19 protein-coding genes are annotated in these 26,144 nt (G+C 47.1%); 2 read left to right on the forward strand and 17 right to left on the reverse strand.

Features of this window, described 5'->3' with window-relative positions:
- Window positions 1-582: 582 nt before the first annotated feature.
- From H8K47_RS00005 to H8K47_RS00045, 10 genes are all read right to left on the reverse strand, one after another.
- Window positions 583-1,356, reverse strand: a complete 774-nt coding sequence (locus H8K47_RS00005; protein WP_186879664.1) for a M48 family metallopeptidase — start codon at window positions 1,354-1,356, stop codon at window positions 583-585.
- Window positions 1,340-4,624 carry a type I restriction endonuclease subunit R gene (locus tag H8K47_RS00010; protein ID WP_186879386.1) on the reverse strand — a complete coding sequence of 1,095 codons (3,285 nt, stop codon included), beginning with the start codon at window positions 4,622-4,624 and terminating at the stop codon, window positions 1,340-1,342. The genes H8K47_RS00005 and H8K47_RS00010 overlap by 17 nt, the downstream gene beginning before the upstream one ends.
- Window positions 4,617-5,093: a hypothetical protein gene (locus tag H8K47_RS00015; RefSeq protein WP_186879387.1), complete on the reverse strand. Its 477-nt coding sequence runs from the start codon at window positions 5,091-5,093 to the stop codon at window positions 4,617-4,619. The genes H8K47_RS00010 and H8K47_RS00015 overlap by 8 nt, the downstream gene beginning before the upstream one ends.
- A 113-nt stretch (window positions 5,094-5,206) precedes the next feature.
- Window positions 5,207-5,698 carry a hypothetical protein gene (locus H8K47_RS00020; RefSeq protein ID WP_186879388.1) on the reverse strand — a complete coding sequence of 164 codons (492 nt, stop codon included), beginning with the start codon at window positions 5,696-5,698 and terminating at the stop codon, window positions 5,207-5,209.
- Entirely contained in the window at window positions 5,695-6,990 is a 1,296-nt protein-coding gene (locus H8K47_RS00025; RefSeq protein ID WP_186879389.1) for an AAA family ATPase, read from the reverse strand. The genes H8K47_RS00020 and H8K47_RS00025 overlap by 4 nt, the downstream gene beginning before the upstream one ends.
- A complete protein-coding gene (locus H8K47_RS00030; RefSeq protein ID WP_186879390.1) occupies window positions 6,984-8,192 on the reverse strand; it encodes a restriction endonuclease subunit S in 1,209 nt (402 codons plus the stop codon). Before H8K47_RS00030 ends, H8K47_RS00025 begins: the two co-directional genes overlap by 7 nt.
- Complete coding sequence (locus tag H8K47_RS00035) at window positions 8,182-9,705, reverse strand: type I restriction-modification system subunit M (RefSeq protein WP_186879391.1); 1,524 nt, start codon at window positions 9,703-9,705, stop codon at window positions 8,182-8,184. The genes H8K47_RS00030 and H8K47_RS00035 overlap by 11 nt, the downstream gene beginning before the upstream one ends.
- A 2-nt stretch (window positions 9,706-9,707) precedes the next feature.
- The gene (locus H8K47_RS18200; RefSeq protein WP_230410119.1) at window positions 9,708-9,983 is read right to left on the reverse strand and encodes a hypothetical protein; all 276 of its coding nucleotides are present in this window, start codon (window positions 9,981-9,983) and stop codon (window positions 9,708-9,710) included.
- A 90-nt stretch (window positions 9,984-10,073) separates the two neighbouring features.
- Window positions 10,074-10,544: a DNA damage-inducible protein D gene (gene dinD, locus H8K47_RS18205; protein ID WP_230410120.1), complete on the reverse strand. Its 471-nt coding sequence runs from the start codon at window positions 10,542-10,544 to the stop codon at window positions 10,074-10,076.
- Window positions 10,541-11,038: a restriction endonuclease subunit S domain-containing protein gene (locus H8K47_RS00045; protein WP_222612697.1), complete on the reverse strand. Its 498-nt coding sequence runs from the start codon at window positions 11,036-11,038 to the stop codon at window positions 10,541-10,543. The genes dinD and H8K47_RS00045 overlap by 4 nt, the downstream gene beginning before the upstream one ends.
- Before the next feature lie 870 nt (window positions 11,039-11,908).
- Here H8K47_RS00045 and H8K47_RS00050 point away from each other — a divergent pair.
- Complete coding sequence (locus H8K47_RS00050; RefSeq protein WP_186879393.1) at window positions 11,909-12,250, forward strand: VOC family protein; 342 nt, start codon at window positions 11,909-11,911, stop codon at window positions 12,248-12,250.
- A 243-nt stretch (window positions 12,251-12,493) separates the two neighbouring features.
- Here the strand turns inward: H8K47_RS00050 and H8K47_RS00055 are convergent, their stop codons facing one another.
- The 4 genes from H8K47_RS00055 to H8K47_RS18565 all read right to left on the reverse strand — a co-directional run bounded on the left by H8K47_RS00055 (window position 12,494) and on the right by H8K47_RS18565 (window position 19,409).
- Complete coding sequence (locus H8K47_RS00055; RefSeq protein ID WP_186879394.1) at window positions 12,494-13,468, reverse strand: PDDEXK family nuclease; 975 nt, start codon at window positions 13,466-13,468, stop codon at window positions 12,494-12,496.
- A 360-nt stretch (window positions 13,469-13,828) separates the two neighbouring features.
- On the reverse strand, window positions 13,829-15,385 hold the full coding sequence (locus tag H8K47_RS00060; RefSeq protein WP_186879395.1) for a hypothetical protein: 1,557 nt from the start codon (window positions 15,383-15,385) through the stop codon (window positions 13,829-13,831).
- A gap of 247 nt (window positions 15,386-15,632) precedes the next feature.
- Entirely contained in the window at window positions 15,633-17,108 is a 1,476-nt protein-coding gene (locus tag H8K47_RS00065; RefSeq protein ID WP_186879396.1) for a caspase family protein, read from the reverse strand.
- A 501-nt stretch (window positions 17,109-17,609) separates the two neighbouring features.
- A complete protein-coding gene (locus H8K47_RS18565) occupies window positions 17,610-19,409 on the reverse strand; it encodes an SUMF1/EgtB/PvdO family nonheme iron enzyme (RefSeq protein ID WP_186879397.1) in 1,800 nt (599 codons plus the stop codon).
- 424 nt (window positions 19,410-19,833) lie between these two features.
- Here H8K47_RS18565 and H8K47_RS00075 point away from each other — a divergent pair, with 424 nt between their 5' ends.
- Window positions 19,834-20,934: a TniQ family protein gene (locus H8K47_RS00075; RefSeq protein WP_186879398.1), complete on the forward strand. Its 1,101-nt coding sequence runs from the start codon at window positions 19,834-19,836 to the stop codon at window positions 20,932-20,934.
- On the opposite strand, the gene H8K47_RS00080 is transcribed toward H8K47_RS00075, so the two are convergent.
- Genes H8K47_RS00080 through H8K47_RS00090 form a run of 3 tightly spaced genes read right to left on the reverse strand, consistent with a single transcriptional unit; the run spans window position 20,918 to window position 26,134 of the window.
- Window positions 20,918-22,639, reverse strand: coding sequence for a TnsD family Tn7-like transposition protein (locus H8K47_RS00080; RefSeq protein ID WP_186879399.1), 1,722 nt, complete (start codon window positions 22,637-22,639; stop codon window positions 20,918-20,920). The genes H8K47_RS00075 and H8K47_RS00080 overlap by 17 nt on opposite strands.
- A complete protein-coding gene (locus tag H8K47_RS00085; RefSeq protein ID WP_186879400.1) occupies window positions 22,632-24,044 on the reverse strand; it encodes a P-loop NTPase family protein in 1,413 nt (470 codons plus the stop codon). Before H8K47_RS00085 ends, H8K47_RS00080 begins: the two co-directional genes overlap by 8 nt.
- A complete protein-coding gene (locus H8K47_RS00090; protein WP_186879401.1) occupies window positions 24,041-26,134 on the reverse strand; it encodes a hypothetical protein in 2,094 nt (697 codons plus the stop codon). Before H8K47_RS00090 ends, H8K47_RS00085 begins: the two co-directional genes overlap by 4 nt.
- Window positions 26,135-26,144 lie beyond the last annotated feature (10 nt).

Raw genomic sequence — 26,144 nt, forward strand, 5'->3', positions numbered from 1 at the left:
ACCGAATTGCCGCTGCGCGCAGAGGGGGCAGACTTGCACGACCTGCTGCCGTTTAACTACGCTGGCAGCGTCACGCCATAATTCAACCACTGTTCACGTTGCAAGGTGCGGGGAAATTCGCGCTTACCCTCTATCCAACAGGTATCGCTATTCCCTCGCACATCAAATGAGTCAACTTCGCCTAGTTGGCCCTACAGCGAAGCTAGGATAAATCAAGAGCTCATTTATGCTCAGATGCAGATACCAAAATGCCCAAGCCTGATCATCCAGGTTTGGGCATTTTCTTGAGGATTTTTAGTTGACGACTTTAATTGCCGGGAACAGTTGTGAGATGAAAATAAAGTCTCATTCTTACAATGGCTAAAAGCAGCGCTTTTGAACTGCTTCTTGTCTATCCAGGGAACTAAAGTTTCATCCTAACATTGAGGCCAGCCCTCACTAATGCCTATTAACACAAAAATAGAGTTTCATCCTTAAATGAAAAAATCTGTGATTACCTGTATGAGTATGAGCATTGGTAACTGACACTTAACCACAGGCAAACAGCTACCACCACCGCTCATACCCCAACACGCTCTGGTTCTAATTAATGAGAGAGTTTGCCATCTTATCCAGCCGTCCCTTTACCTTTTCCCAGTTGGGCATCACTTGCCCCATCAGCCGGTAGAAGCGCTCGCTGTGGTTGTGTTCGGCCAGGTGACATAGCTCGTGCAGGATGACGTAATCAATACAGTCTCTGGGCGCTTTGGCCAGGTGAGGATTGAGCGTTAATCGTCCAGCAGGAGAGCAACTACCCCATTGCGTTTGCATGGTCAGGACTCTCAGTGGTGGCTTTTCGCTGACCCATAGCGCTTGCTCTAGCATTGCCTCTAATCGACGGGCAAAGACTTCTTTCGCTCGCGCTTTGTACCAATCAGCAAGTAGTGCGTTGATTTTCTCCGCTGACTTTTCCCGCACCGTTACTTCGATTTTGCCGCGCAGTAGTTTTACGGATGGTTTTTCTGTCGGGTTTTCGATGACTTTCAGGACGTACTGTTTGCCTAGGTAAAAGTGACTTTCACCGCTGATGTACTGCCGTGGGCGTACGTGTTCCAGGCGGGATCGGAACTCGCGTAGTTGCTGATAAATCCAGCGCGCACGCTGTTTGGCAGCAGCGATCACTTGCTCATCACTGGCTGTTTCAGGCGCGCTGATTTGCACGCGGCAATCTGGCAATACTTTGATCAGGATTTTGCCATTGCCTTCTGTGCGCGGTAGCCGCACAAAACGAATCTGCTCGTCTGCATAGTTAAATGACAGATTCGTTTTTTCTGACTTTGGCTTTATTGCGACGCTCACCTCAAACCCCAGCAGCATTGAGGCCAACCCGGGTAATCTGCACCACCCATTCCACCATCGCCTTGGCCTGATCCATACCTGCGCCAATGGCTTTGCACTCTTTGAACAAGAGTGGCAGCAATTGCTTGCGGATGTTGGCCTCGATGTTTTGCGGGTTGATCGAATGTTCACCAACCACTTGCTCAACTAGCTGGTCAATGTCAAATGCCAGCGCTACCCATTTGCCCATCACCTGCGTATCGCTAATGGCAAACACCTCGGGCAGGGTCTTCTTGAAGATGCCGAAATAGGCTTGCGCATGACGGTTACCATTAAATGCATCCGGCAACTCATCCAGCTGGCGACTTTGCACTTTTTCTTCAAACTCGTGGAACAGCAAATATTGCTTGAGCGGGTGATCGAATAGCTTTTCAGCCTCAGCGATAGCATCTCGCAGCAGCTTGGAGAAAGCCTCCTGCGCATAAGGGTCATCATGCAATTCCTGCTCGATCATCTTCGCCACGCGGGTTTTGATGATGTCGGTTTCGTTACGGGTTTTTTCTTCTGACCAGTCTTCCGGCTTGGGTTTGCTGCCCATTTTGCCAACTTCATAGGTACCGTTTGGTTCGCGCACTTCCACGCCCACGACGTGCTTATCAAGCAGTTTTTTTACCTGCGCAGCATAGTCATCGTAGTTGATGGTTTCACCTGAATCCTGCTTTACCAATTGGCGCAGGCTGGAGAACTGCTTCACCGTTTCCTTATAGTGCTGGCGGTCGGCGTCGCTAAAACTGGTGTCCTCAAAGAAGGTTGCAGACTGCAGTGCCACTTTGAGGCAGCCGGAGAACTCACTCAGCGCTTCGTAAAAGTCATCACGCACCTTCTGGTTTACATCGACCAACTCACCATTGCGCTCTTCGGTTTTCGGGATCAACACCTGGCGCAGTTGTTCGATGTCGTTTTTGTTTTTAACACCATCAAAAATCGCCCAGAGCTGTTTGTATAAGCGCGGCAGGCGTTTGTATTCTGTGCTCATCGGGTTGTAGAGGCCAGCGATATCGTTGATGTCGTAACCGCCCTGCGTGCGCGAAGCCAAGTCCTGATACTTGGCAATCGTGGTATCCAGCTCGGCCAAAATGCCGCGATAGTCGATCAGCAAACCGAATTTTTTCAGCGGATGCAACCGGTTAACGCGAGCAATGGCCTGAATCAGGTTGTGCTCTTTTAGAGGCTTATCGATATACAGCACGGTGTTTTTCGGTTCATCAAAGCCGGTGAGCAGCTTATCCACCACGATCAACAGTTTCAGCGATTCGTCTTTATCAAACCGCTCGATCACCTGCCTGGTGTAGGCCTGTTCGTCTTGCGAGCCGACATTCTCTTTCCACCACTGCGTTACCTCCGGAATCGAAGCCTCATCCACTTCCGAATTGCCCTCGCGGGTATCCGGTGCGCTGATCACCACCGCAGATTCAAATAACCCAGCTTCATCCAGATATTTTTTGTATTTAATGGCCGATGCTTTGCTGTCACATGCCAGCTGGCCTTTCAGGCCGCCGGTGATGTTCTTGTCGAAGTGTTCCGCTATATCTCGGGCAATCAGCTGGATACGGTCGTCGGCACGATAAAGCTCGCCGCGTTTGGCGTATTTGCGTTTCAGGTCAGCTTTCTGCTCGTCAGTCAGGCTGGTGGTAATGCGCGTAAAACCCGCATCAATCGCTCTGTCGTTGATATCGAGATCGGGAATCCGTTCTTCATACAGCAATGGTGTTACTGCTTCATCTTCTGCAGCACGTTGCATGGTGTAAGCGTGAACGATGGGGCCAAATTTATTGGTGGTTTTATCATCTTTCAGCAGCGGCGTGCCGGTAAAAGCCACGAAGGATGCATTGGGCATGGCCTGCTTCATGCGGATATTGCTCTCGCCACCCTGACTGCGGTGGCCTTCATCAATCAGCACAACGATATCAGGACTGGTATTCACACATTCCGGAAGCTTGGTTGCGGTATTGAATTTGTGAATCAGCGAAAAAATAATGCGTTCGGTGCCAGTGCTGATTTGCTCAGCCAATCGCTTGCCGGAGGTGGCTAGCGCTGCTTCTTTGTCTTTCTTGCTCGACAACTCGCCGCCAGATGCAAACGTTTTAGATAGCTGGCTTTCCAGATCAACGCGGTCAGTCACCACCACCATGCGGCATTGCTTCAGCGAAGCATGCAGAATCAGCGCCTTGCTTAAAAACACCATGGTGAACGATTTGCCCGACCCCGTGGTATGCCAGATCACACCGCCTTCGCGCCCACCATCGGCGCGGCGGGTATTGATGCGGGCAATCAGCCGCTTGATGCCAAACACCTGCTGATAGCGGGCAACGATCTTGCCGACCTTTTTATCGTACAGCGTGAAGTAGCGCACCATCTCCATCAGGCGGGCGGGCTTGAGCAAGCTGATTAGCAATTTATCTTGCCCAGTGACGGCCAGCTCACCACCGGCCAGCAGCGAATGAAACCAGGCCAAATCCTTGGCTGGGCGATGATTAAATAGGGTATCGGTCTGTAGCTGGCTCAGCGTCTTATTTTTGATCGCATACATTTCAGCATCAGAGATATCCTCTTCGCGCCAGGTCGCGAAAAACTTCTCTGGCGTGCCACAAGTGCCATAGCGTCCATCGGTGCCGTTGATGGATAAAATCAGCTGGGCATAGGCAAACAGGCGCGGGATTTCATCGTGACGCTGGTTGCGCAGCGATTGCGAAATGCCCTCGGCAATGGTTGGCCCTTTTTTGGCGTTACCATCCGGCCGCTTGGCCTCGATCACCACCAGCGGGATGCCATTCACAAAGCACACAATATCCGGTCGGCGGCTATCCACACCGCCCGAGCGCGTGACGCTGTACTCCTCTGTAAACAGGAAGCTATTGTTCTCTGGCGTTTCCCAATCGATCAGCGCAATGGTCGGGTTGGCCTTTTTACCATCGACAAACTCGGTCACCGATATGCCGTACAGCATGTGGTTGTAGAGCTTTTCATTGGCCAGCGCGAGGCCTTCATTCAGCGCTGGACTGCATACTTCGGCGATCAATTTATCAACCGCTTTATCGGACAAAGCCTGCTCACGCCCCTCGAAGCGAAAGCGGCGCGTTTGCAAAACCTGCCGCAACTCGTCGCGCAGCACCACTTCATCCTGCTTGCCACCGCGTTTGGCTAAGGCCACCCCGGGCGGCAGGAATGTCCAGCCAAGGTTGGTGAGTAGCGTCAGCGCGGGGATTTTGGCGCTATATTCTTCTTGAAATTTTGGTGTGTTATTCATATACGGTAATTCCCTGCTCGGCCAGCCAGGCGCGGCCAGCAGCGGTAGTGACATAGGCTTGCTGCGGATGATTAACCACTTCGGGGTAACTGTACTGCAGCAATTTTTCTTGCTCGCGCAGCAAGCTCAAATGCTGGCTTTTTAGAGCTGTTACCTGCCGATTGCCAAGCCGGGCGGCCAGCTCTTCCGCGGTATGCGATCGAATGGCGCACAACCAGATAATGACTGGCCACAGCTTTTCACGACGTGGCTTTGTGCCAAGAGTAGCCATCGCTGTGAGCAGTTCTGGAGGGAGGTCACTCGCATCGCCCCTAAGGTCACTCGTATTTGAGTCGAGGTCACTCGTATTTGGAGTGAGGTCACTCGTATCCACGCCATCAAACAGCGGCAATTCCGGCAAATTGCGCAACTGTTGCGAAAGTTCTTCGGGTGTAAACTCCATTTCGTGCATATTCAATAGCCCGATCATTATTGGTGTTCAGTTGTCGGGTTAAACCGAACAACTGAAAGTAAGTTGCAGAGAACAATCAGAATGGCTAACTTACTTCCTGAATTGTAGCCAGTCACACACCAGCATTTTGCTTACGGTAACTTAGGAGACCAATGATATGCGGACAAATCGCTATCCAGAGACCAAATAAATACTTCGGACATCGGGAATTTTGCTGTGCAATTATTAAATTCCTCAATGATGCTGAGATCTCCGAAACTGGTGCCTTCTGTCGTTTTTTCGGGAGTTTTGTTTTGTCCGGCGAGATCGGGGAATTTATCAATCCATCCATTCACTTCACTATTTCTTGGGAAATCGCTCGGGCGATAAGGAGCTTTCCCATTAAATGCCCCCTTTACTGCAGTGCAGAACCGTAAAGCCGTTGCCCGCCGAGTTCCTCCATCGCCATTCTGGGCAATATGGTTCCCCGTTTCGATGATCGTCGCCATTGGTAAAATAAAGCTGGTCCCCAGCTCGGCATACTCTTTAAAATCTTCAATGACTTTGTGTTTTTCCTGATTCCTACCGGGCACATTGAGCAAATTGAGAAAAATACTGGTATCGATAATGCAGACTCCGCTCATTGATCATCTCCCTGCATCTTTGCTAGCCAATCCAACGCATTTTTCTTTTTTTGCGCCTTGCTAACTGGAGATTTCACAAACCGATCTACTACACCATTCGTCACCAGATCGCCAAGCGGTCCTTGGGCAACCAATCCAACATAGTCCTCCAAGTCCTGTAAACGTACCAATCGACTATCGCCATTTTCTGTACTGCGGTAGCAAAAAATGACATCTCCTAATGCGCTATCTGGTAAGGCATCCATTAACGCTGGATTATGCGTGGAAAGTAGCAACCGGACATTTCGTCGTTCTGCATGATCACGGATGGTCGCCAGCAATTGCTTGGCACGAGAAGGGTGAATACCGTTATCAACTTCTTCAATAACGACAGTTGAACCTTCTGGTGTTGAAAGCAGCGCGGCAGCAATTGCCAATACACGCAATGTTCCATCAGATAACAATTCCACTTTGCATGGGCGGGTAGTACCCCCAAAACTTTCAATTAACTCTAATGACACTTGCCCCCGTTTATCTTCGAAGAATTTAATATCCGTAATATTTTGCTCGGGAAGGCTCTTAATAAAATCAACAATGATGCTCTTAAATTCTTGTTTTTTGCAGAGGGTAAATAAAACACCAGACAGATTGGCACAACTGCCTCGCAAGCGCTTGTCTGGATAACTGTCACCACGCATTAAAGATGGTACGGGATCGAGAAACAGCGTGTCCTCGAGCAACCTCTGGAATTTAAGCGTTGTTTCCGGTATTTCTTTTTGTGCCTTTTGGTGGCCGGATTCGAACATTGCCGAACTTGCAAGCTGATTCATAATCGCGATCTGGTCAGTGCAATTAACCTGAGGCTTTTTTCCTCCACGAGCAAAGTTGTTATAAGCCACTTTCACGTCGGTACTTAGACCTGTTGACGCTTGCTCTATCCGGTAAAGCGGAAAGTTCTCACTCGACGACGTAATCGTTTCTTTGGAAATATGCAACTCATCATCTCTCAGCGATATCTCTACTTCGAAATGATTCCAACTTTTGTCGTCAATTGTGCAGCCTAGTTGAAATGAATTTGCCCCCAAATACCCTAAATCTCTAACTTGCCCGCGAAGAATCTGCTCCGAACCATCTATGCTGTGTTTAAGTACCGACAGTTTTTGTCCCTGACTTAACCAGCTCAAAAAACGGAATGCCTCCAGTGCATTGCTTTTACCCGAAGCATTCGCGCCTATCATTAGCGTCAAAGGTGCAAGATGTAGCGTTTCATTCTTGTAACTTTTAAAATTCGTGATATGCACCTTCGTTAACATGGCGTTCTCTCCGTATTTTCCAATGAGACACGGCGCTTGCCGGTCAGCAGGGTTTGCATTAGGGCTTTTTTCTCTTGTTTCAGTCCGTTGAGCTGGGATAGTAGGGTATCGATTTCTTGATCGGCTGCAGATAAAACAGTGGCGATCTTTTCCTGTTCTTCCTTGCTTGGAATCGGAACAACCAAATTTGAGAATATGGAAATCCAATGACGCTGATGCCCACCCACAGCAAAGTTCAACATCTGCATAGCTTCAAAAACGTACTTGATTGATACGCCTTTTTTTGCAACCAAGATTTTCATTGCACTTGATTTTGCCTTGAAGGGAAAATCGACAAATTTACTGTCTGTAGTGAAATCATCAAAAATGATCGCAGGCAGGTCTTCCTGATAAATGCCGGACGTTTCGTCTGTGTAACCCAAGATGAATGTCTTTCCTGCTGTTAGCACAGGGATTTTGTATTCGTCGCGGTATTCAGTTGAGTCAACCAAATATGGCGTCGGCTGCTTATAGTCAAGCAACTCCCCCAACTCAGTGCGATGCCATTCGCTCTGAAATTTGACGCCACTTTTATCCGCCAAGCGTTTTTTGCCGGTGAGCAGTTGTTGCATCAGGGCTTTTTTCTGCTGGCGGGCGAGGTCGAGCAAGCGCTCGGTAGTGGCGATGGCCTGATCCCAAGTCGTGAGGATTTGGGAAATTTTCTTTTGCTCTAGAGGTGGAGGGCATGCAAATCTTAAGCTTTTAAGTAGCCGTACAGTTAACTGAGGTTGAGCGCTTCCGAACATGAAGCTTTCGAATTGCTTTTGTATTACCGGTGACAAGAGCAATTGTTGAAGGAAATGCACATTTGAATAGTCTTGGTGCACTCTAATGATAATTAATCCTGAGTTAATACGAGCAGCATGTGATTCAACTTTGTTTGTATAAATACAAGATCGACCAGTGCCATTTCCCCTCATGACAAGAATAATGTCACTCTCTTGAACAACACCCTTACGCATAGAGTTATGTTTTTCTTTTGAGATATATATTGTCTTCTCAATATTTAATAAGCCATTTTCAATGTTATCCGCACCCAAAAAAAGAGCGTAGCCATCGGTGAGGTAATCCTCTTTCTTTGGGTAGTTTATACCTCGATCGCCATCGATAATTGAGATTTTTAGGCTCTCAAAACAAGCTAAATCCCATCCATTAGGCACCATAACCCAGCTCCTGCAGATATTTCGCCATTTCGGTTTCCAGCGCATTCAATTGCACTTTCAGCTGCTCGCGCTCGGAACGCACCGCCAGCAGGTCGATTTCTGCCTCTTCTTCAAAGGTATCGACGTAGCGTGGGATATTCAGGTTGAAGTCGTTATCTTTGATCTCGTCAAGGCTCGCCACATAGGCGTATTTATCAATGCTATGGCCTTCGCGGTAGGTGGTGACGATTTTGGTGATGTTGTCTTCGGTGAGCTGGTTCTGGTTTTTACCGGCTTTGCATTCGCGGCTGGCATCGATAAACAGCACGTTGGTGTCGGATTTCTCCTTGCTGAAAATCAGGATCGCAGCCGGGATGCCGGTGCCGTAAAACAGTTTTTCCGGCAGGCCGATGACTGCGTCGAGCAGGTTTTCTTCAATCAGCTTCTGGCGAATTGCGCCTTCGCTGCTGCCACGGAACAGCACGCCATGTGGCACCACCACGCCCATGCGGCCACTGCCGGGTTTCAGCGTTTCGATCATGTGCAGGATAAAGGCGTAGTCGCCCTTGGTTTTGGGCGGTATGCCACGGCGGAAGCGGCTATATTTATCGTTTTCCGCTTCGTCATGCCCCCATTTTTCGAGGCTAAACGGCGGGTTGGCGGTCACGATGTCGAACAGCATCAGCTCGCCATTAATATCGAGCAGCTTGGGGTTGCGGATGGTGTCGCCCCATTCGATTTTGTGGTTGTCTTCCCCATGCAGAAACATATTCATCTTGGCCAGCGACCAGGTGGAGCCGATGGCTTCCTGCCCGTATAGCGCGTAGTTTTTGCTGCCGTGGTTGGCAACGACCTTACGGCCGCACTTCATCAAGAGCGAGGCCGAGCCGCAGGCGGGGTCGCAAATGGTGTCGCCCGGCTGCGGGTCGAGCAGCTCGGCAATCAGCTCGGAAACTTCTGGTGGGGTATAGAATTCACCGGCTTTCTGGCCACCGCTGGCGGCGAAGTTTTTGATCAAAAATTCGTAGCCATTGCCGATGATGTCGAGCGTGCCGACGCGGCTGGGCTTGAGGTTGAGCTCGGGCTTGGCAAAGTCTTCCAGCAGGTGGCGCAGGATGGTGTTCTTCTGCTTTTCTTCGCCCAGCTTGTCGGTGTTGAAACTGATGTCCTGAAACACACTTTTGCCCGCGTCTTTGAGCTTGGTGCCGTTGGCTTCTTCAATCGCGTGCAACGCCTGATCGATGCGCTCGCCATTGCCGGGCTCGTGACGACGCTCGTACAGCTTGTAGAAACTAGCTTCTTTGGGCAGCACAAAACGCTCGTTTTTCAGCATTTCTTCGATCAACTCAGGTTCATCACCATATTCGGCTTGATAGCTGTCGTAATGGTCCTGCCATACATCGCTGATGTATTTGAGGAACAGCATGGTGAGCACGAAGTCTTTGTAGGTATCGGCGCTGATGGTGCCGCGAAACGTATCGCAGGCCGCCCAGAGTGCTTTGTTGATGTCGTCCTGATTGATTTGATCGGTCATGGTTATTCCTTGTCTGATGGGTTAGCCAGCTTTTTCGCGGCAGATTCCAATTGTTTGATGCTTTGTTCGGGTGTTGGCAGGTTTTCTGGCATGGTGCCGCCCAATTCGGCGATGGTTTGGCGGACTTTTCTGCCGACTTCAAAGTGGGTGCGGTTAGCCTGTTGTTTGTCCTGCACATTGTCACGGCGGAGTTTTTCTTCAGCTTGCGTGGCACGGAACAGGTTGGCTGCCAGTTCGGTCGAACCCATGTAATCAAGAATTTTTTGGCTCTTTTTCAACCCTTTTTGCTGATGGATGCCTTTTTGATCCAGCCCGCCGTACAAGCCCTTGTAGCCATGGTTTTGAAAAATGGCAAAATCCAGGGTGGTTTAGACACCGGCTTGTTGTGCCGCCTCGACCAGTTGTTTGTTGTGCTCACGCATTTCAGCGCGAAGAAAAAGCCGTTTCTGATCTTCTTTCAGTTGCTGAAATGACGCATTGTCCGCCAGTTCCTGACGGCGGGTCTGCAGAGCAAAATATGTCTGTCCAGCTGCGATAACTGGTTTAGATGGATCTGCATTTTGCACGACGAGATAGCAGGCATAGCGCGAGAGCTGAACATCATCTAGCTCACGTTGCGATCCAGAGCCAAGCATAACCATTTTGGTGGCTTCAACGAAATGGTCGGCAAGATCATGCCCACTAGCCTCGCAAGCTTGCATGGCCTTGCTGATCACCTTCTGAAAATTCCGCCAGTCCTTGTATTCGAGCAGAGGCGCCAGGTCACGAGCAGACCAGTATTCAAAGCCTTCATCGGATAACTGCTTCAATGCTTCGAATGATTGATGTTGGTCATTCATTTTGAATCCTCCACATTTTTTGCCAATTCATTGGCAATGGCCGCCAGCATTTGCTCGCCGTTACGGCGTAGTTGTTCGATCAGGCGCAGCTCTTGTTGCAGCGTGTTGGCGAGACCAACGATGGCCTGTTGCCTGGCAAGATCAGGTACTGCGATCGGTATGTCGTCTAAAGCATTGCGCTTGATGGCCTTGGTGAGGGTGCCCTCAGCATTGAGTTCAAAGTAGCGCTGGCTGGGGGGCTGATTGAGAAACCAGCACAGGTATTCAGGCAACAGGTTGGCCGCAGTGATGCGGACAATAAAGAACTGGGGTGCCGCAACGGCATTTTTTCCCGTTATGGTGAGTGTGCTGTCGATTAGTGCTGCGTAGTTCCGGCTGCCACGGGCAGCCACCAGGATGTCGCCGACTTGCAGAAAATCATCACGGCGGCCTGTGGGTTCGGTTTCAATGCAATCGTCCCAGTTCACGAAGCCCTGTGCCGAGGCATCTTTCATTTGCACAGCGACAATACCGGAGCCAGGTGACTCAGGTATTTTCCCCCGAAAGGGGTGCCCTGCAGAAATGGTGGCTAGGTGTTTCAGTAGCATGGCTAGATACGTTTCTTTGCTGATGATGCATATTACGATTATGGATTTTTGATGTCAAATCATTTCGTTTCTTTGGTGTTACTGCAAATAAAAAGCCACACTTAAAAAGTGTGGTCATCTTGAGGGGCTGTGTTGATTAGCTGATGCATCCGGCCAAGTTATGCAACGATCTGCCGTGAACTGAGTGTTGTCAGTCTTGAGTAGATGATATCGATTTATCAAATTGGGGGGTGACTCAACAGGCTTCCCGGAGATCACATCGCCGATCTCGGCCAGCGCAGCATAGTCAATGTGGCGGCCTTTCATCACTAGATCCAACGCATCGGTTACCCAAGCCTGATGATCCAGGTTTGGGCATTTTCTTGAAGATTTTTAGTTTACGACTTTAATTGTCGGGAACAGTTAAAAATGATCAGGCTGAATAAAGTTGGTCGGGAATCGACTCAGTAAGCCATTGATTCTACTGAGCCTGCAATTTTCTGTAAAGTTGGTCGAACCAATTCAAAATACGAATCCTGTGTATGACATACCGAATGAAGTTGGTCGCATAGTCCATCCGAGTATGGAGAAGTGCTCCGTCAACTGATGCAGGCCATCGCCAACGGCCGTGGCTCACGACCTAACGGAACGTTTACATAGATTACCGAAGCACCGTCCCACACGTTCAGAAACTTTTCCCATCACAACACCAACGCTTGGAAGAGCGTCCAAATAATCGACCATGTCTACATTTCTGTCACCGAAATTGAAAAATCACTTATCTTTTACTTAGCAGCCTTGAAGCCGCTTAGCTGGAGTGCATTCGGCAAATACGTTTCTACTGCAGGTCCCGAAACCGTCCCAGACCTTCACTGCGTTGGTGACGATGTTTACATCAGTGGGAAGGCGGTTGTTTCAAGTATTTGGGTACGTCAACGGAAGCTCGGTGAAACGGGTTTACACCTAGGGATCGTCTACGACACCAACGAGCTGGTCGATACTGCCTATGCAGCAGCAATCATTGCAGGTGGCACTGACGAAGGAGCTCCCGCGGCCCCCACCTACTTCGCTTCTGGCTACTATGCCGCCAACGTTGCAGACTTCGATGAAAATCGGATCGAGTTCTTACACAAGGCATGAAACCCCAAGCGGCACACATATCGGTGTTACCAGTTTCATGGGCACACCCTATCGAGAGCAGATGCTGGTCGGCCCGCTTGGAAAGCGAAAAATAACCAATCAGTGGCTCTTGATTTTTTACAGAAATTTAATTTAAAAGAAATCTGTTCGACCATGCAAACTCTTTGGCTAGCATGGCTGGAGCTAAGCTGAAATGTGGATGCTAAACACGTTTGCAGATTGGCGCACTCGCCCAGCCCTCTATCAGCTTACAGGAGGCAAATGCGTGTAGTCACTTATGATACGATGTTGTGAGGGGTTCTTTGTGCAGACAAAAATCTCCTCCGTTCTGACTTTCCAGTCACCACAAACGCGTAATGACATTCGAGACCGGCAATATGGGCACGTTGCATCCAATTTCGTAAGATAAATATCACCGTTTGCGTTGGCTTCAAAAAACACTGTCCGAATCGGAGGCATTGAATTGGTGAACCGGCATTTCTTTAGTGCATTCGCGCGCAACGCAATAAAAGTGCTAATAAACAATGTGCACACGACTGGAAGCATCCAGTCAAAGTTAGGCTTAAAGCCCCAAAAAAGGCTAATCGGGGTGAGAAAGAAAAACAGACCCATTACTACCATGATGGGTAGGAATATTTGGAAATACGTATGCGCGTTTCCCACCGAATGCCCCAGTACGTAACGTCGCTTGATATTCATATCGTCCACAGAGACGGTTCGTCCGTTGTCCCTGTCCACTAACTCTTGCCAGCCGCCCGGCGTAAGACGGTCCCGCACTAGGGAAGGGTAATTTTGCGCCAACCGAAGAATATCTACCCAATCGAAAATAACGACTCTGAATAGATCCATCTTTTGATGTTCAGCACTAATTTCCCGAGCGACTGCTTGAAGGCTTTTGTCCTTTTGTCCACTCGTCGCTAAGATAAAAACTTCCAGCTTAGGTTCAAATCTATATGCATCGTCGACCGCAGTACGCAACTCGTTCACAGTGAGCTGCTTCCCATATCGTCCATCTTTTCCCTTGCATTGAATGCCAACTAACTTGTCGTCAAGGCGATGAGTACCGTAAATGTCGACCCCGTCTTGGCTTTGCCCGTTTCGGCCATGCTCAGTCAAGTATGGATCTCGCAATTCGCGAGAAAACAGATCCACACAGAACCGTTGAAATGCCTGCCAATCCACAGGTGGTGGGTACTGAAAGTCATCTAGTGTCGACATGTCGGTGGGGGGATAGAGTTGATTTAGGGACGGAGTCAAGACTCGTGAGTTGCAATCAAAAAGGTCGTAACTGTTGACGCCACTCAGACCACCATTTTCGCGATTCGAGTGTTGGCCACTGGCGAACCCGCTGGTTTGCAACCTCAAAACAAGGTTGACGTAGCTTTTGCACGGCGTGGAACTGAATATAAAGGACGTCAATTTTGGCCATCTACTATCTTCTTAATCTCATTTCATTGTCAACTACACCATATTAAAACAGGTCCGGATGATATTTTTATGAAGTTTTTAATATGATAACAGTATTTCACAACGGGAGAATTTAATTATAAATTACGCAATTTAGTTCTACTGATCAAATTACTCTTTGGCGAATTCAACAATGAGTTGGCAATCATCCAAAGGACTGATTCTGAAACGGTAAGAATTACCTGCTTTGATTTTTCCTGCAGGGCTAAGTTTCTTCAAGGTGGCCATAGTGTATGTCATGATGATTTGCGGAAGTTCGATTATGAGCCCCCAAAGATTGATTGGCATTTTAAATTTCTGCGCAATTCGGATTGGATTGGCACTCTCGCAGATTTGATTAATTTGGCTTTCGCTAGTATTTGGTAAAATTGACATCGAGAATGTCGCAGTAGCGACCTTATTATCTTTTAGTTTTTGCTGACAAAAAAACATCTGGTAAATTTGCTCTACAAACTCAGCTTCTTCGGCAGTGATAGAATTTTTTTCACTAAAATTTACGTCCAACCCTAGCAATTCAAGTATTGATCTGACGTTTCGAATATGGCGTAATAAAAAATAGTACTCGTCACCTTTGGGATTTTCGCAGTTAAACGTTCCCCCTGCGGAAAATGCAGTCATACCATCGATTTCTACGAGTGCCAGCATCTTGTCACCCATTTTGATCGATTCATAGAATTCGTAAGCTTTATTAAAATACGGTAGAGCTCGCATTGGACGTTCGTACCAAGACGCAAGGTCAATTTCCACGCTCATTGGACAGCTTTTTACAATTCTAGGATCAGTGAAAAACGATTGGGTGAACTTCATAAGTCCACCAAATGCCGAGCCGTTGAACGTAACCGACTCCACCCCACCAACCAATTCGCCGTGTATGTCATCAACTTGGCGTGTACCATCTTTTCTTTCAAAAGTGCATTTAAGTACGGCAGGCTTTCGTACATTTGTACTGATTACAAGTTTTCCTTGTAAATCTCCCTGAAATTCAAAAAGAGGGGACCCCATAAATTTAACAGCCTTGGTATCGATTTCTAAATCGCTGCCATGTTTCACAAGATCAGAATATTTAGTTTCGAATTCAAATACGAAGTCCTCAGCAACCTTCATAGATACATTAACCGGTTGTATTGGATTGAGCGTAAAAGAAGTAGTTCCTGCTCGATATCCCACATCGACAGCAAACCTTGGATCAAGTTGCTCCATCTCAGTCGCTGTAAGATTGCAGATGCGCGAAACGGCATCGCTCAATTCTGTTTTTCTCAAACCTCCGAATGCCAATGCTTTTAGAGCAGCGTGATCTCGTCTAGACACCGGTGTCTTTCCAAACTCCTTATAAGCATCTTCTTCCGCTTTCTTTTTCCATTTATTCAGGAGATCGATATCATAACGGTCAGCATCCTTATCAATTTTAGTTGCACAGTTGGCACAAAGCCAGATCGCGTTATCTATGCCAGCTCTTTGATGTGCTGTGATTTTACCGTCATATCTCGGGCCTCCCGGCGCAGCTGCGGTGATATGAGCTGCAATGCCAACGTTATTAGCTTTATCAGGATTCACTGTGGGACCAGAGGTTGGAACACGGCAGTCAGGATTTGAGCACTTAGCATTAACTCTTCGCTCGATTGTCTTAATGACAGAACTGGAAAAATTATCTCTGCGTTTTGTTTTCATATTAAATCGTAATTTTTATTGTTTCTGCACTAGAAAATTTCACTGTTACCATTTCCCAACCAACGCTTGTTTAATTCGATGGACAGTCTGAACGTCTCCGTAATTATCCTGAATAGCTATATAGAAGATTCCATCTTTTGCGGAACAGGAGGTCTTTCGCACTTGATTAAAAACCTTCCACGTCCTGGCTACGCGAAAGACGTCTGACAGTCTGCGGTCATTCTGCGTGAATTGGATAAGCCTTTGCCTATAGGCTTGCATTCTTTGCTAAGCGGGCTTTCACCCGTTCGGTCGTCCATGCGACAAACTTCTCATAGAAAACAGTGACTATTTCGGCGGCGGGGCCTGCCGAAGTCAAGCTGAATTCGTGCCGGTCCCACTTTGTTGTTAGACCCGGTCTATATTTATCCCATGAAACCTCATCATATTCCATGAAGGAAAAGAATACCTGAATCGTAGTTTTTGAAATTACAAAAGTAAACCAAGCTGCATACTGTACAAGGTTCGGATGCCTTGGTTTTAGAATCATGCGGTATGCTAAAAAAGGTAATCCTTCGACTGTGCTTTCTAAGCCAGTGACTACTTGCCGAGTCTTTGTAACCATTTCGGACTCGGCTCCTGGGATACGAAAGAAAGCATTTATTCCACCACGTTGGACTTCATACGTCTCCACGCCAAATGTTGGTGAGGCAAAGTACTCGTGCTCTTTACTCGCCTTTACCCAATCACCTAATGTCTTTGGATTGGGTACCGAATAGTAATCATCAAACCAGTTGGAGGAGATCTCATAGATGCTGTCAAGCTCGGAAGGTTGCGGTGAAATTTCTAACGCGGTTTTCAATGCAACCGCAAACGAGCGGGCTTCATCAAGAGTAACGTAACGCTTAGCATCTGCCTCTACCAACGCAAGTAAAGTTAATGGTTCGACCACTGCAATTGGCGGGCTAATTTCGCGTGTAACAGTACTGTCCAACACATTCTCATCAGGGGCGTATCTGGTAATGAGCGTTTCGATCTTATTTCGTGCATCTTCAGGATAAATTCCAAAAACCTCAGTAAAATCAGCTTGGCTAACGAAAAGTGGACGTTGCTGTCGTCGTGTCGAAAATGCGTCTGAGATTGAATCAATAACATCTTTGTACCTAATTGAGTCTGCGCTTGAAGTCGTTACTGATCTCGCAAATTCGTACGTAAAATCGCTAATATTCTCATCTGCATATGACCTCTGATCACTTTGAGAGCTAAAAAGAAAATAGCAGTTTGAAAAAGTATTTGTACTTTTTAAATAATCGTCAAATGACGATCCGTCCTTAATATAAAGTGTTCCGGAATAGCAAGCATCCACTACCTTAATAGTTAACTTTGGAGATAAACTTTTAAGCATTGCGTCAAGTTCAGAGTTAGCCAAACTCGTTGCTGCAACACGTGATTTCGAATAATCGCGCAATAGATAGTTGAAGCCATCATCGGTGTAGTCACCGTGGCCGGTAAAGTAGAAAAAAAGATCTTGGATATCTTCATGCTGAAATCTATGTATTGTTTCCGCAAGTTTTGCCTTAAGGGTTTGCGCATCACTAGACGCGATAGTAATGACTTCGGAAAAATGTCCACCGATACGCAGTACCATGTCTACAACCTCGACGTCCGCCTTACACGCGGGCAAATCAAGGGTTATGTCCTCGTAGTCGGTGACGCCTAAGATGATCGCTATATTTTTTTGCATGTTCGGTCGGAAAATTATAAATTGGTCAACGACGATAGCACAAAAAATATAACAAATGAACTTCGTTGTTAACGTTCTTTTTTGGGCGATGGTTAACCCTTTACTGCTGAATTCTTAATTCTGATACCGCTCACAAAATGCACACCAAACCATGCGGCGAAATGTTGCGTAGCGTACTGGAAACGAAATGTGTCCCTTGCTATGTTCAGAGTTCCATTCAGTTCCAAGATCAATTCAGGAACTTGCGGTCACATCTACGAAGTCAATTTGAACGTTTGGCAACCATTATGAAATGGTTCTAAAAGGAACGGCAGCCTTGAATTAATAGCTGCCGTTAAGTCACGAAATCGCCACTCCATTGATATCTAATTGGCAATATTTTTCAAATAAGCATAGATCTACAGCGACAAGGTTTTTGAGTCAGCTCACTGATTTCTCTACATTGGAGTAGGTTTGCCTTCAAAAAAAACAGTACTTACACTTTGCGTAATGGACACCTGATCAACCCTCGAGATCTATTACAACGCGGAAGGTCACTTTTATGTTCTTGTAGGCTCCCCAAGATTCTGACCCAATCTCTCCTTCCCAGAAACGTCCACTGATAACTCCTTTTTCTTGGCACCACTCGTAGGAATCCCAAGCATCAATGAAAGCAAGACCTTCATGATCAACCCACGGAAGGGGATTTTTCCAGGAAGCACAAGGCGGGAAATCCTTTATCCAGCGTTTTCTAGATCTGTCGGCGACACCACTTTCGTCAGGAAATTCGGGCATATCTGGACTAACCTCCAAGAATCTTGATTCAGACCATGTAACTGCTGACGGCACATTTTTATGTCCCGCATTACCTTGTGGATTTACAATTGGACGAGGGGGAAAGTTTTCCCACGGAAAATCCATGAAAGCCATTGATTCGTAATGCTTCGAGTAGGCAGGACGAATAGCGCGCAACTCCGATTGAGTAGGGAGTCTAAGATTGACACCAAGTTGTCTCTCTCGCCAAGCACAATACGCCTGCGCATCAGTCCACGACGCACCAACAGGAACTTCATCAGAAGCCTTATCGTTAGCACGTTCCCAAGGTTCTCGGACAGTGTTCCGACGTTCGCCATAACCTGTTTCAATTAACATCTGCCGAAAAGAAGCAACGTCCACAATATCACTCATTGCAACACTCCGGCCATTGACTAGAACTGCTTTAAATCCATTTGGAAGAGGTCCAGTCCATTGAGCCCTATTTTGCTCAGACCAAAGACGTTGATCTTTAAGCCAAGAGATGCGAACATCAATGTCACTTGTCATTCGACGTTCCCAAATTTTGCCTCCTCGATCATAGAAAGCCTGTTCTGCCTCATGTTCCTCTCGCTCCTCCCATATATCTTGACGGAAGTGAAACTTCCTCAGATGGTCGCTTTTAGTCATCAACCGTGAGGGAATATCTTCAATTTGAAGATTATTTGAATTTGCAATGCCGATAGGATGAGGTGGTTCTGACTCTCTGTAATTACGCCACAAAATATCCCATTTACCATCATGTGCCCGCAATACGACAAGCCGATCGTTATAAGGTCTTACGTCCACCCACCCTTCTGATTGGCAGTTGAAGACCGCTCGAAAAGCGCGGACGGCAGCGGCAACTCTCGCTTGGCTTTCCTCACGAGCTTTTGGATCAGAACCTTGCGCCCAGTAGGTTTTATCGATAATACGTTTAGGATCCCCATAGATCAATTTATCGTCAAGAAACCCCCATTGCATCATCAAGTCGTGTCTGCGTTTGAAAAGCTGGCGACCTCTGTCCTCTGCATCCTTAAACGCCCCTTTGATAGTTACGATCGCATCTTGAGGACAATGAATACCGTCTCCATTGTCCCAAGCAGACCAATCAACACCATATCCAAGAAATATTCGCGCTGGACATGTTAAGTCAGAGTGAAAAATGCGATCAGAAAGCTGGCGTGGAGTTGGACCTCCGAGAGGACCAAAATGCAGATCAATACAACCGCCGTGGTCAACGGGGAAAACCCCCGTCTGAGAAGTACAGCCATTTTTTTTCAAAAAACGTTCAAAATCAGGCCAACCTGTCGACAGGAAATCTCCGAAGTCTCCTGAAAAACCGAGCCGATCAACAATGGCATTTAATGTTTTCCGATGTTGCAACTGATCGGCATCTGGATGAAGGATACGATGCTTTGCGCCCTGCTTAATTTCTTCTGGTGAAATTCCGCGGAGTGGAATGGCATGGCCATCACGCAGTAGTAGGAAGCCAAGACGGTGCTCGGCGGATTTGATTTTTTCAGACACACTTTTCTCCAAACAATATCATCCCTTCCCCAAGGCCGCCAGTGGGAATGTGATGAAGCTGTAAGAGTGCGTTGAATTTGATTGTCGTGCTTGTTTGCGACGAGGAGAACTTGCTTTCGGCGTTGGCGGCGCCGACGACCCTGCAGGGCGTCTCTGAGCCCTTGTTTATAGGCTAACACATTGATCTAATTACAGTCAAGCAATCACCGAATATGAGGTAATTGAAGTTTGGCGTAAAGCAGTCTAAATAATCGATAACACTCGCAACTGTTTTAAATGAACAATTTTCAGGAAGTAGAATAGAAAAATTCCTGTCGAAATTTGCATTTCAAATCAGAATAGGTCACCTAGAAAACTAATCGGTTTACCATTCCACCGTAAATCTTTATGCTGGTTATTTTAAAAAAATCAGGCAACAACCAAAATGATACCCAGCATACCTATTGCTTTACCTGACGAACATGCCATAGGGATTTTGGGACGTTTAGCCCGCCAAAATGGCTTAACCTCTAGAAACCAGATGATCAGAGCGTTACGAGCTAATTCAACAGATCAAGGTAACGTACCGCTACTCTGGCTCATTGGTGAAGCAATCGGAACAAGCAAATTCAAGATTGAAACCGAGCATTCTATGCTACCTGCTCATTTCCCGATGAATCGCTACTCTGATAATCCTGAAAGCACAACCAAACGCGCTGGACTGGTAGGTTATCGTGGCCTTTTGCCAGCAAATACGATGTGTTGGTGCCCATCTTGCAGAGATATTGATACTGCTGCACATGGATTTAGCTACTGGCGTCGACTGCATCAACTACCTGGCATAGACTGGTGCAGAAAGCATCTCCGTCCAACGATACAAACACCTATTGAAATGACTTTCTTTGTGCCTGGCCATAAAAATACGCATGGTCCACTCAGTGTAAGTTATGTTGAAATGGAAACGGAAATTCACGACCCAGTTATTGTTAGGCTCGAAAAAATATTAACAAGCTGGTTACAACTTCCTGTTCCTTACCCCATTGCTGCATGGACAAAAGTGGTTAGTGAAGCCTGCCAAAAAGTGAATTTACGCATTGGCGAAATAGGGAAGCGACCGGTGGTAAGCGACCTGATTCGGGAGCAGTTCCCTCAAAGTTGGCTATTGCGCTATATGCCTGAAGTCGTAGATAAAAAACCAGCTACGTACATCCGTAAAATTGATGGAGCCACCCAAGATAAGCATCTTGCCTATCCCGCATTGACCTGCGCGGCTATACTGGCAGTACTCTTTGACAATGCAGATGAAGCCTTAACTGCACTGAAATGCTCAGACAAAGTACCAAATCATCTTACAGATACGACACAAATGGCGATTGCAGCCTTTCGTAATGGTATCAGCCTAGTAGAAGCATGCTCAATATCCGGCGCAAACATCAGCAATGTTGAAGCGGCACTCCGGCAGCAGCTCAAGACTGGTGCTATCTCAATTCGACAAAGACAGGTACAGGCAGAATTTAGATCGTCTCCCCTCAACGCTTCAATTTGACTAACTGCAAAATTTGCCGCAGTGCTTGTGAAGCGCAAGGCCATTGTCCAGGATTGATGATAACTTTCCTAAGAGAAGGAATTGCGCGCTTAAGTTCCGACAAAGACCATACTTGATTTACATTTTGCGCTGCTATGCGCCGAACGGTATCTGCAATACGCTGGTCCGTTTTTTCAATTCGTTTTTCGGCGTGATTTGTCAACACTCTCGTAGGCACGTTAGCCAGACAATTATTTAGCCAATCCCTGTCATTTCTATACAGCCACGCATACGCAGCCGGTTCAAGTTTCCGCAGTATTTTAATTCCCAAAAAACTATAGTTTTGCAAAATATCTGACCAAGTCTGGCGAGCGATATGTCCGCGCTGCTTAAACTTCTCTTCACGCCACTCATTTTGAAGACCAGGTGTCGTCAGCAAGACCCTGGTCACTGAGGTGACTGATATATCAAATTCTTCAGCAATTTGGGCTTTATCATGTCCAGCACGAAGCGCCGATTCAACTTTCCTACGAATATCTGCCTTCAATTTCTTCGGACGAGTTTGAAGCTCACCACCCTGTCGACTTATACAAATGGCCATTGTGAGGTAGTTCACATGAGCAATTTTTGCAGCCTGTAAAACGCTCATTTTGTTATCCAGAACTTGCTGTATCAAAACCTTTATTGAGCTGTTCGGAGTATGCAATTTCGTAGCATTCTGAAGTGCATAAGAATCTGATAAACCTTTGCTACTTGTTGACGCATAAGTCCTCTGAAAATCAGGTATGTCATCGAAAAAAACAGATATCCATATTAGGTAACGCAGTGGATGCGTTAATGCGCGACCCGTCAAGATCGCCTGCAACTGATTGCGCAGGTATTCAGAATCCGTTTGATGGATCAGCTCAGGTAAGTACGATAATTTTTCAGAGACTTGTGTGAGAACAGATTCCATTGAAGACCAGCGAACGCGTCCTTGTTGATTCGCCATTTCTCTGTCAATAAGACGACTCCGGAAGGTACTGGCTACGCACATTGAATCAGCAAAATCTCCCGCTTTAACGCTCAGGATGCCGTTACACATTAAGGCTAGTTTGGTTAGCCACACGAATTCATCTGAATTCGGATCCAAACGCTCAAGTGGAGCCACAGGCGCGCCGTTGTTTATCCCTGGCAAAACCCATGCGAATCTGGCTAATTGATCGAGCTTCTGGGGAGATATATTCAATCCCACACGGTGACGGTTACACGCCCACACTCCAGGCAATTGATGGCACCTGTGCCAGTATGCCCAACCATATTCATTAATATCGTCAACGATACACTGTGGGCATGCTTTTAAAGGGTGTGCAGCACCAATTCCACTCGTTAATAAGCCTAGCCGATATTTCAGATGACCAATTCCATGTCCCAACATCGCGTGTTCTGCGCGAACCGCCAATTGCACAGATCGGAATGGCAAGTAATACGGCAATAGCGTGCGCTGATGAATAATTTCCGTTGCTGTTCCCAATGTCTCCCCAGCCCGACTGGCAAGCGCCCCTATACGAGCGGGAAAATCATAGGCTGCGCCAGTCTGGTGATGACCAAACAATTGCCGGCAAGTGACGCGATCCAAACCGTGAGCAGATAGTCGATGGTATCGACTGCACCAACTAAACAGAGTTTCATCTGCAAGTGGCTTTAATCCAATTGTGAATCCATCAAACTCGGTCTGGTTATTCATGATTCCCCTTCCCGCGTGTAGACTTGCCGCTACTATTGAAAGTCCCCTCGCGGAGCAATTGGGCACCTGCATGCAATGTCTGTGCGGAAACAGACTGGCGTTTGGGCAACGGTGTAATAGTTGCATCTATCCGTTGGTCCTCCGTCTGATTTGCTGCTTTTCGTAACTCCCTAACTGTCGCCCTCGCGGCGGGGCTAAGTGCACTTTCTAGCAAAGCGGCAGGCATTTCTCTCAACGCAGATTCAATTGAGGGTATATTTGTAGACTTGAAGTGTGTTTCAAACGGAATTTCAGAAAATGGACACAGCAAATCTGGGCGTCGCTCCTCCAATAAATTGGATATTCCGAGCGATATCACATCCTCTACGTCCCGACGATAGCTACAATACTCGCGGCTTCGATATCCTGCCTTGACATCATCAACGGTAACGACATGAATACCATTGGTGCGAGCGATCCCATAAGCTAAGATCAACAAACGCTTCAATGCTCTGAAAAGGCCAGCAGTGTATTGGTGCAGCAAATCCGCATATTCGACCGGATCAAATTGGAATGTCCCGGGCGACACGGCAAAATACTCTTTGATTACGTCTACCCAACATGCGTCCTCCCTACCAGGCGGATTCAGTATGATTGGTGAACTCAAGAGTCGATCTTTCTCCTCGTGCGGTCTCTGCATCAGTTTTCGAACCAGCGAATAGTTGGCAACAAACAATAATGGCGGTCTCAAATTCGCCAAAGACAAAATCAGTTGCGATGTACGGGTATTCGCAGTATTACTCTGAGTAAAAAATTGCATTTCATCTACGATCAGCAAACTGGTTGCAGTAGCCATCAGCCAGTCCGAAACATGTGCCATCAATACGTCAATTTGTTGGCCGTTAGATCCATTGATAGCTAACGGATTCGCGAGACTTTTGAGAACACCACGAACAGCCTGATGTCCATCGATGACCACTCTCCGTACTGGATAAATTCGAATTCTCTGAGTCTCCGTGATGAATTCGCCATCGAACTGAAGTCGACATATCCTGTCAAATGCCTGCACAAGAGATGACTTGCTGACGCCAGCCAATCCAGTCAAGCAACGGATTGGTTGTTTGACGTGAGTTGCCGACTGCAAGTCATAACGTAGCCGGTTATAGTCTTTAATTGTTGGGAAAGACGCTATTGCAAATGTCCTGGCCTGATCCAACAGGTTGGATAGAATATCGACGTGCTGTGGGCTTGGCACAAAAACCTTGGACCATACTTGTTCCAGTCTTAAAGCAGCGCTCTCAGGAGTAAGTTCATGGAGATCATGGATCAATTCCCCAGCGTGATAAGCCGATAATCGAATCGCTTCCTTATTTTGAAAGCGATCAAACCATTCCAGCCATATTTGTGGCTCTCGAGGGATAATCATTTTTTACCTCCATTCCCATGAAGGTAGCGTTTTAATTGCTGAGCTTCCGCACGCGATTCAACAGTGTGACGCCGATTACGACCAAATTTTAAAATACTCTGGTCAAATGTCTGCCCCGTCACAAGCCGGTACATTTCTTCAAATTCAGCATTAACAGCAGGGCGAGATGATTTTAGCCTTAGCTGCCCATCTTTTCTGACTTGCGCAAGCTGTTCGGCTTCAATGTTAGAAATATAGAGTTGTTCGTCTCCATCACGGATGTTCACCCTTGCAGCAACTTGTAACAGCGTCGTCCCTATCTCCACCCATAAGTAGCGTACACAAGTACTGAACATGTAACCAGATATTCTAAAACGTCCTTGAGAATGGGCTTTTTGAAGTTGAACGGAAAAAGCAGGATGATCTGTGCTGTACCGTAATTCATTAAAATATATTCCATCGTCACGAACGACTAACTCGATGGGATCCAAATACATGCGAACGGCCTCCTCGAATGTCACCGCCAATGCATGATTGCGCCCACGTCGGTTGAAGTATTTCCAAGACTCAACAGGTGTTGGAAGCGCAACATCCGTTAACATCTTGTTGTTGAGTCTGTCCGATATGTCTGTTGAATTATTATCGATCACGACTCGGACGATTTCCTGCACCGCCAATTGAGGAATAGTGGCTCGGGTTTCCTTATAGCTTGGCTTCCCCTCCAACTTCACCCTCTTTGGATGCTTGGTTTCAATCGATGCTTTGGATTGTCCGGCATAGCTGGGAGCGGCCTCTTTAATTGTTGGCATGAAGGACGTAGAAGTTGGATCTGCTTTTGCAGTACTCCCCGGACCCCGGTCATTTATGAGATGTGGAGACAGGCCAATGCTTGGCCAATCATCCAATTTCAATTCCATGCCGAACAATTTGGCAAATAGCACCTTATCGATAGCGGCGCAAAACCATGCCATACGGTACGCAGAAGCCAACTCTGCTCCAACTGAAAAACCAATTCCGACAATCATGCCGGATACCATACAGCGAATTCTTGCTACCCAAAGAGCAGGTAAATGACTTCCCGAAAGATAACCAACTGCAACCTGCTCACAGCAATATGCATCCTGCTCTGTCCTCTCCATCAAATTACCTACGCTCTCTGCAAATCGGCCTTGAGAATGCGTAAGTCGGTTGCGAACTCGGGTATAACCATATTTATGGATTTGCCGCTGCTCAAGTGGAAATACTTGTGCAACTCGATAAATAAACTGACCCAGCGATGGAAATGGATGTCCGGATGGATGTACAAAGACTCGCATGCCATTTGGATTCTTTTGTACGACACAACCAAAGATCTTGGTGAGCGTTAGATGATAGATACGACTCATATGCTGCCCTGCTCCAGCAAATCGGCGATATCCATCCAGAATTTCTTCTATCATTTTTGGATCATTCGATCCAAATCCGTAATGTTCCCCATTAATGCGTGATGGCCTGCCAAACTTACGTTTATGAAGTAACCGATCCCAACGACCGATTTGATGTACAGCGTAATGAAGCGCCAGACGCTGCATTCCATAGCAGAGATAAGCATAAAATGCCGTGCGAAGCCTTGTCTCATGCTGTACCGGCTTACAAGAGCGGGCATGGGAATTAATTAGCCTGTCAGGGAACTCTGCCTGCAATATCTGATTAACGTTATTAACCAATGGCCAGAGATGCGCCAGTGTTTGGTCGATTCTATCCTGATGGCTACGTTTCTGATTTGGTTTCGGCAATAGATATCGCCCAAGATCTTCAACAGTTAATCCACGGAACCAAGGTGGTAATTCTTCCTGCTCATCGCGAACACTAATAAGCTCGGCTTCAATGCCATATTCAAAGCGAGAACGCGACAAAAAATGTATCAGTGGCCGATAGTGCATTGGTGCCCCTGATGTCACACTCGTTTCGTCTTTTTGCAAATTCTGCTGGCGTTTCTTATTTGTCTTACGTCGAAATTCCACCAGCATGACGCGTTCTCGTAAAGAATCACTCCGCAAAAAGTGATACACGGTATCTTTGCATAGCCCATCAAATCCTTCGGGGGCAATCAGTTGTGTGCCGATTTGCATATCTTCTCCC

This window comes from Cognatundibacterium rugosum, from assembly GCF_014284365.1.
Classification (GTDB): domain Bacteria; phylum Pseudomonadota; class Gammaproteobacteria; order Burkholderiales; family Burkholderiaceae_D; genus Undibacterium; species Undibacterium rugosum.

Coding starts and splice junctions, on each gene's coding strand:
- H8K47_RS00005 (WP_186879664.1), bottom strand. CDS start 1,356: ATGCTGCTGGGGTTTGAGGTGAGCGTCGCAATAAAGCCAAAGTCAGAA.
- H8K47_RS00010 (WP_186879386.1), bottom strand. CDS start 4,624: ATGAATAACACACCAAAATTTCAAGAAGAATATAGCGCCAAAATCCCC.
- H8K47_RS00015 (WP_186879387.1), bottom strand. CDS start 5,093: ATGATCGGGCTATTGAATATGCACGAAATGGAGTTTACACCCGAAGAA.
- H8K47_RS00020 (WP_186879388.1), bottom strand. CDS start 5,698: ATGAGCGGAGTCTGCATTATCGATACCAGTATTTTTCTCAATTTGCTC.
- H8K47_RS00025 (WP_186879389.1), bottom strand. CDS start 6,990: ATGTTAACGAAGGTGCATATCACGAATTTTAAAAGTTACAAGAATGAA.
- H8K47_RS00030 (WP_186879390.1), bottom strand. CDS start 8,192: ATGGTGCCTAATGGATGGGATTTAGCTTGTTTTGAGAGCCTAAAAATC.
- H8K47_RS00035 (WP_186879391.1), bottom strand. CDS start 9,705: ATGACCGATCAAATCAATCAGGACGACATCAACAAAGCACTCTGGGCG.
- dinD (WP_230410120.1), bottom strand. CDS start 10,544: ATGAATGACCAACATCAATCATTCGAAGCATTGAAGCAGTTATCCGAT.
- H8K47_RS00045 (WP_222612697.1), bottom strand. CDS start 11,038: ATGAAAGATGCCTCGGCACAGGGCTTCGTGAACTGGGACGATTGCATT.
- H8K47_RS00055 (WP_186879394.1), bottom strand. CDS start 13,468: ATGTCGACACTAGATGACTTTCAGTACCCACCACCTGTGGATTGGCAG.
- H8K47_RS00060 (WP_186879395.1), bottom strand. CDS start 15,385: ATGAAAACAAAACGCAGAGATAATTTTTCCAGTTCTGTCATTAAGACA.
- H8K47_RS00065 (WP_186879396.1), bottom strand. CDS start 17,108: ATGCAAAAAAATATAGCGATCATCTTAGGCGTCACCGACTACGAGGAC.
- H8K47_RS00075 (WP_186879398.1), top strand. CDS start 19,834: ATGATACCCAGCATACCTATTGCTTTACCTGACGAACATGCCATAGGG.
- H8K47_RS00080 (WP_186879399.1), bottom strand. CDS start 22,639: ATGAATAACCAGACCGAGTTTGATGGATTCACAATTGGATTAAAGCCA.
- H8K47_RS00085 (WP_186879400.1), bottom strand. CDS start 24,044: ATGATTATCCCTCGAGAGCCACAAATATGGCTGGAATGGTTTGATCGC.
- H8K47_RS00090 (WP_186879401.1), bottom strand. CDS start 26,134: ATGCAAATCGGCACACAACTGATTGCCCCCGAAGGATTTGATGGGCTA.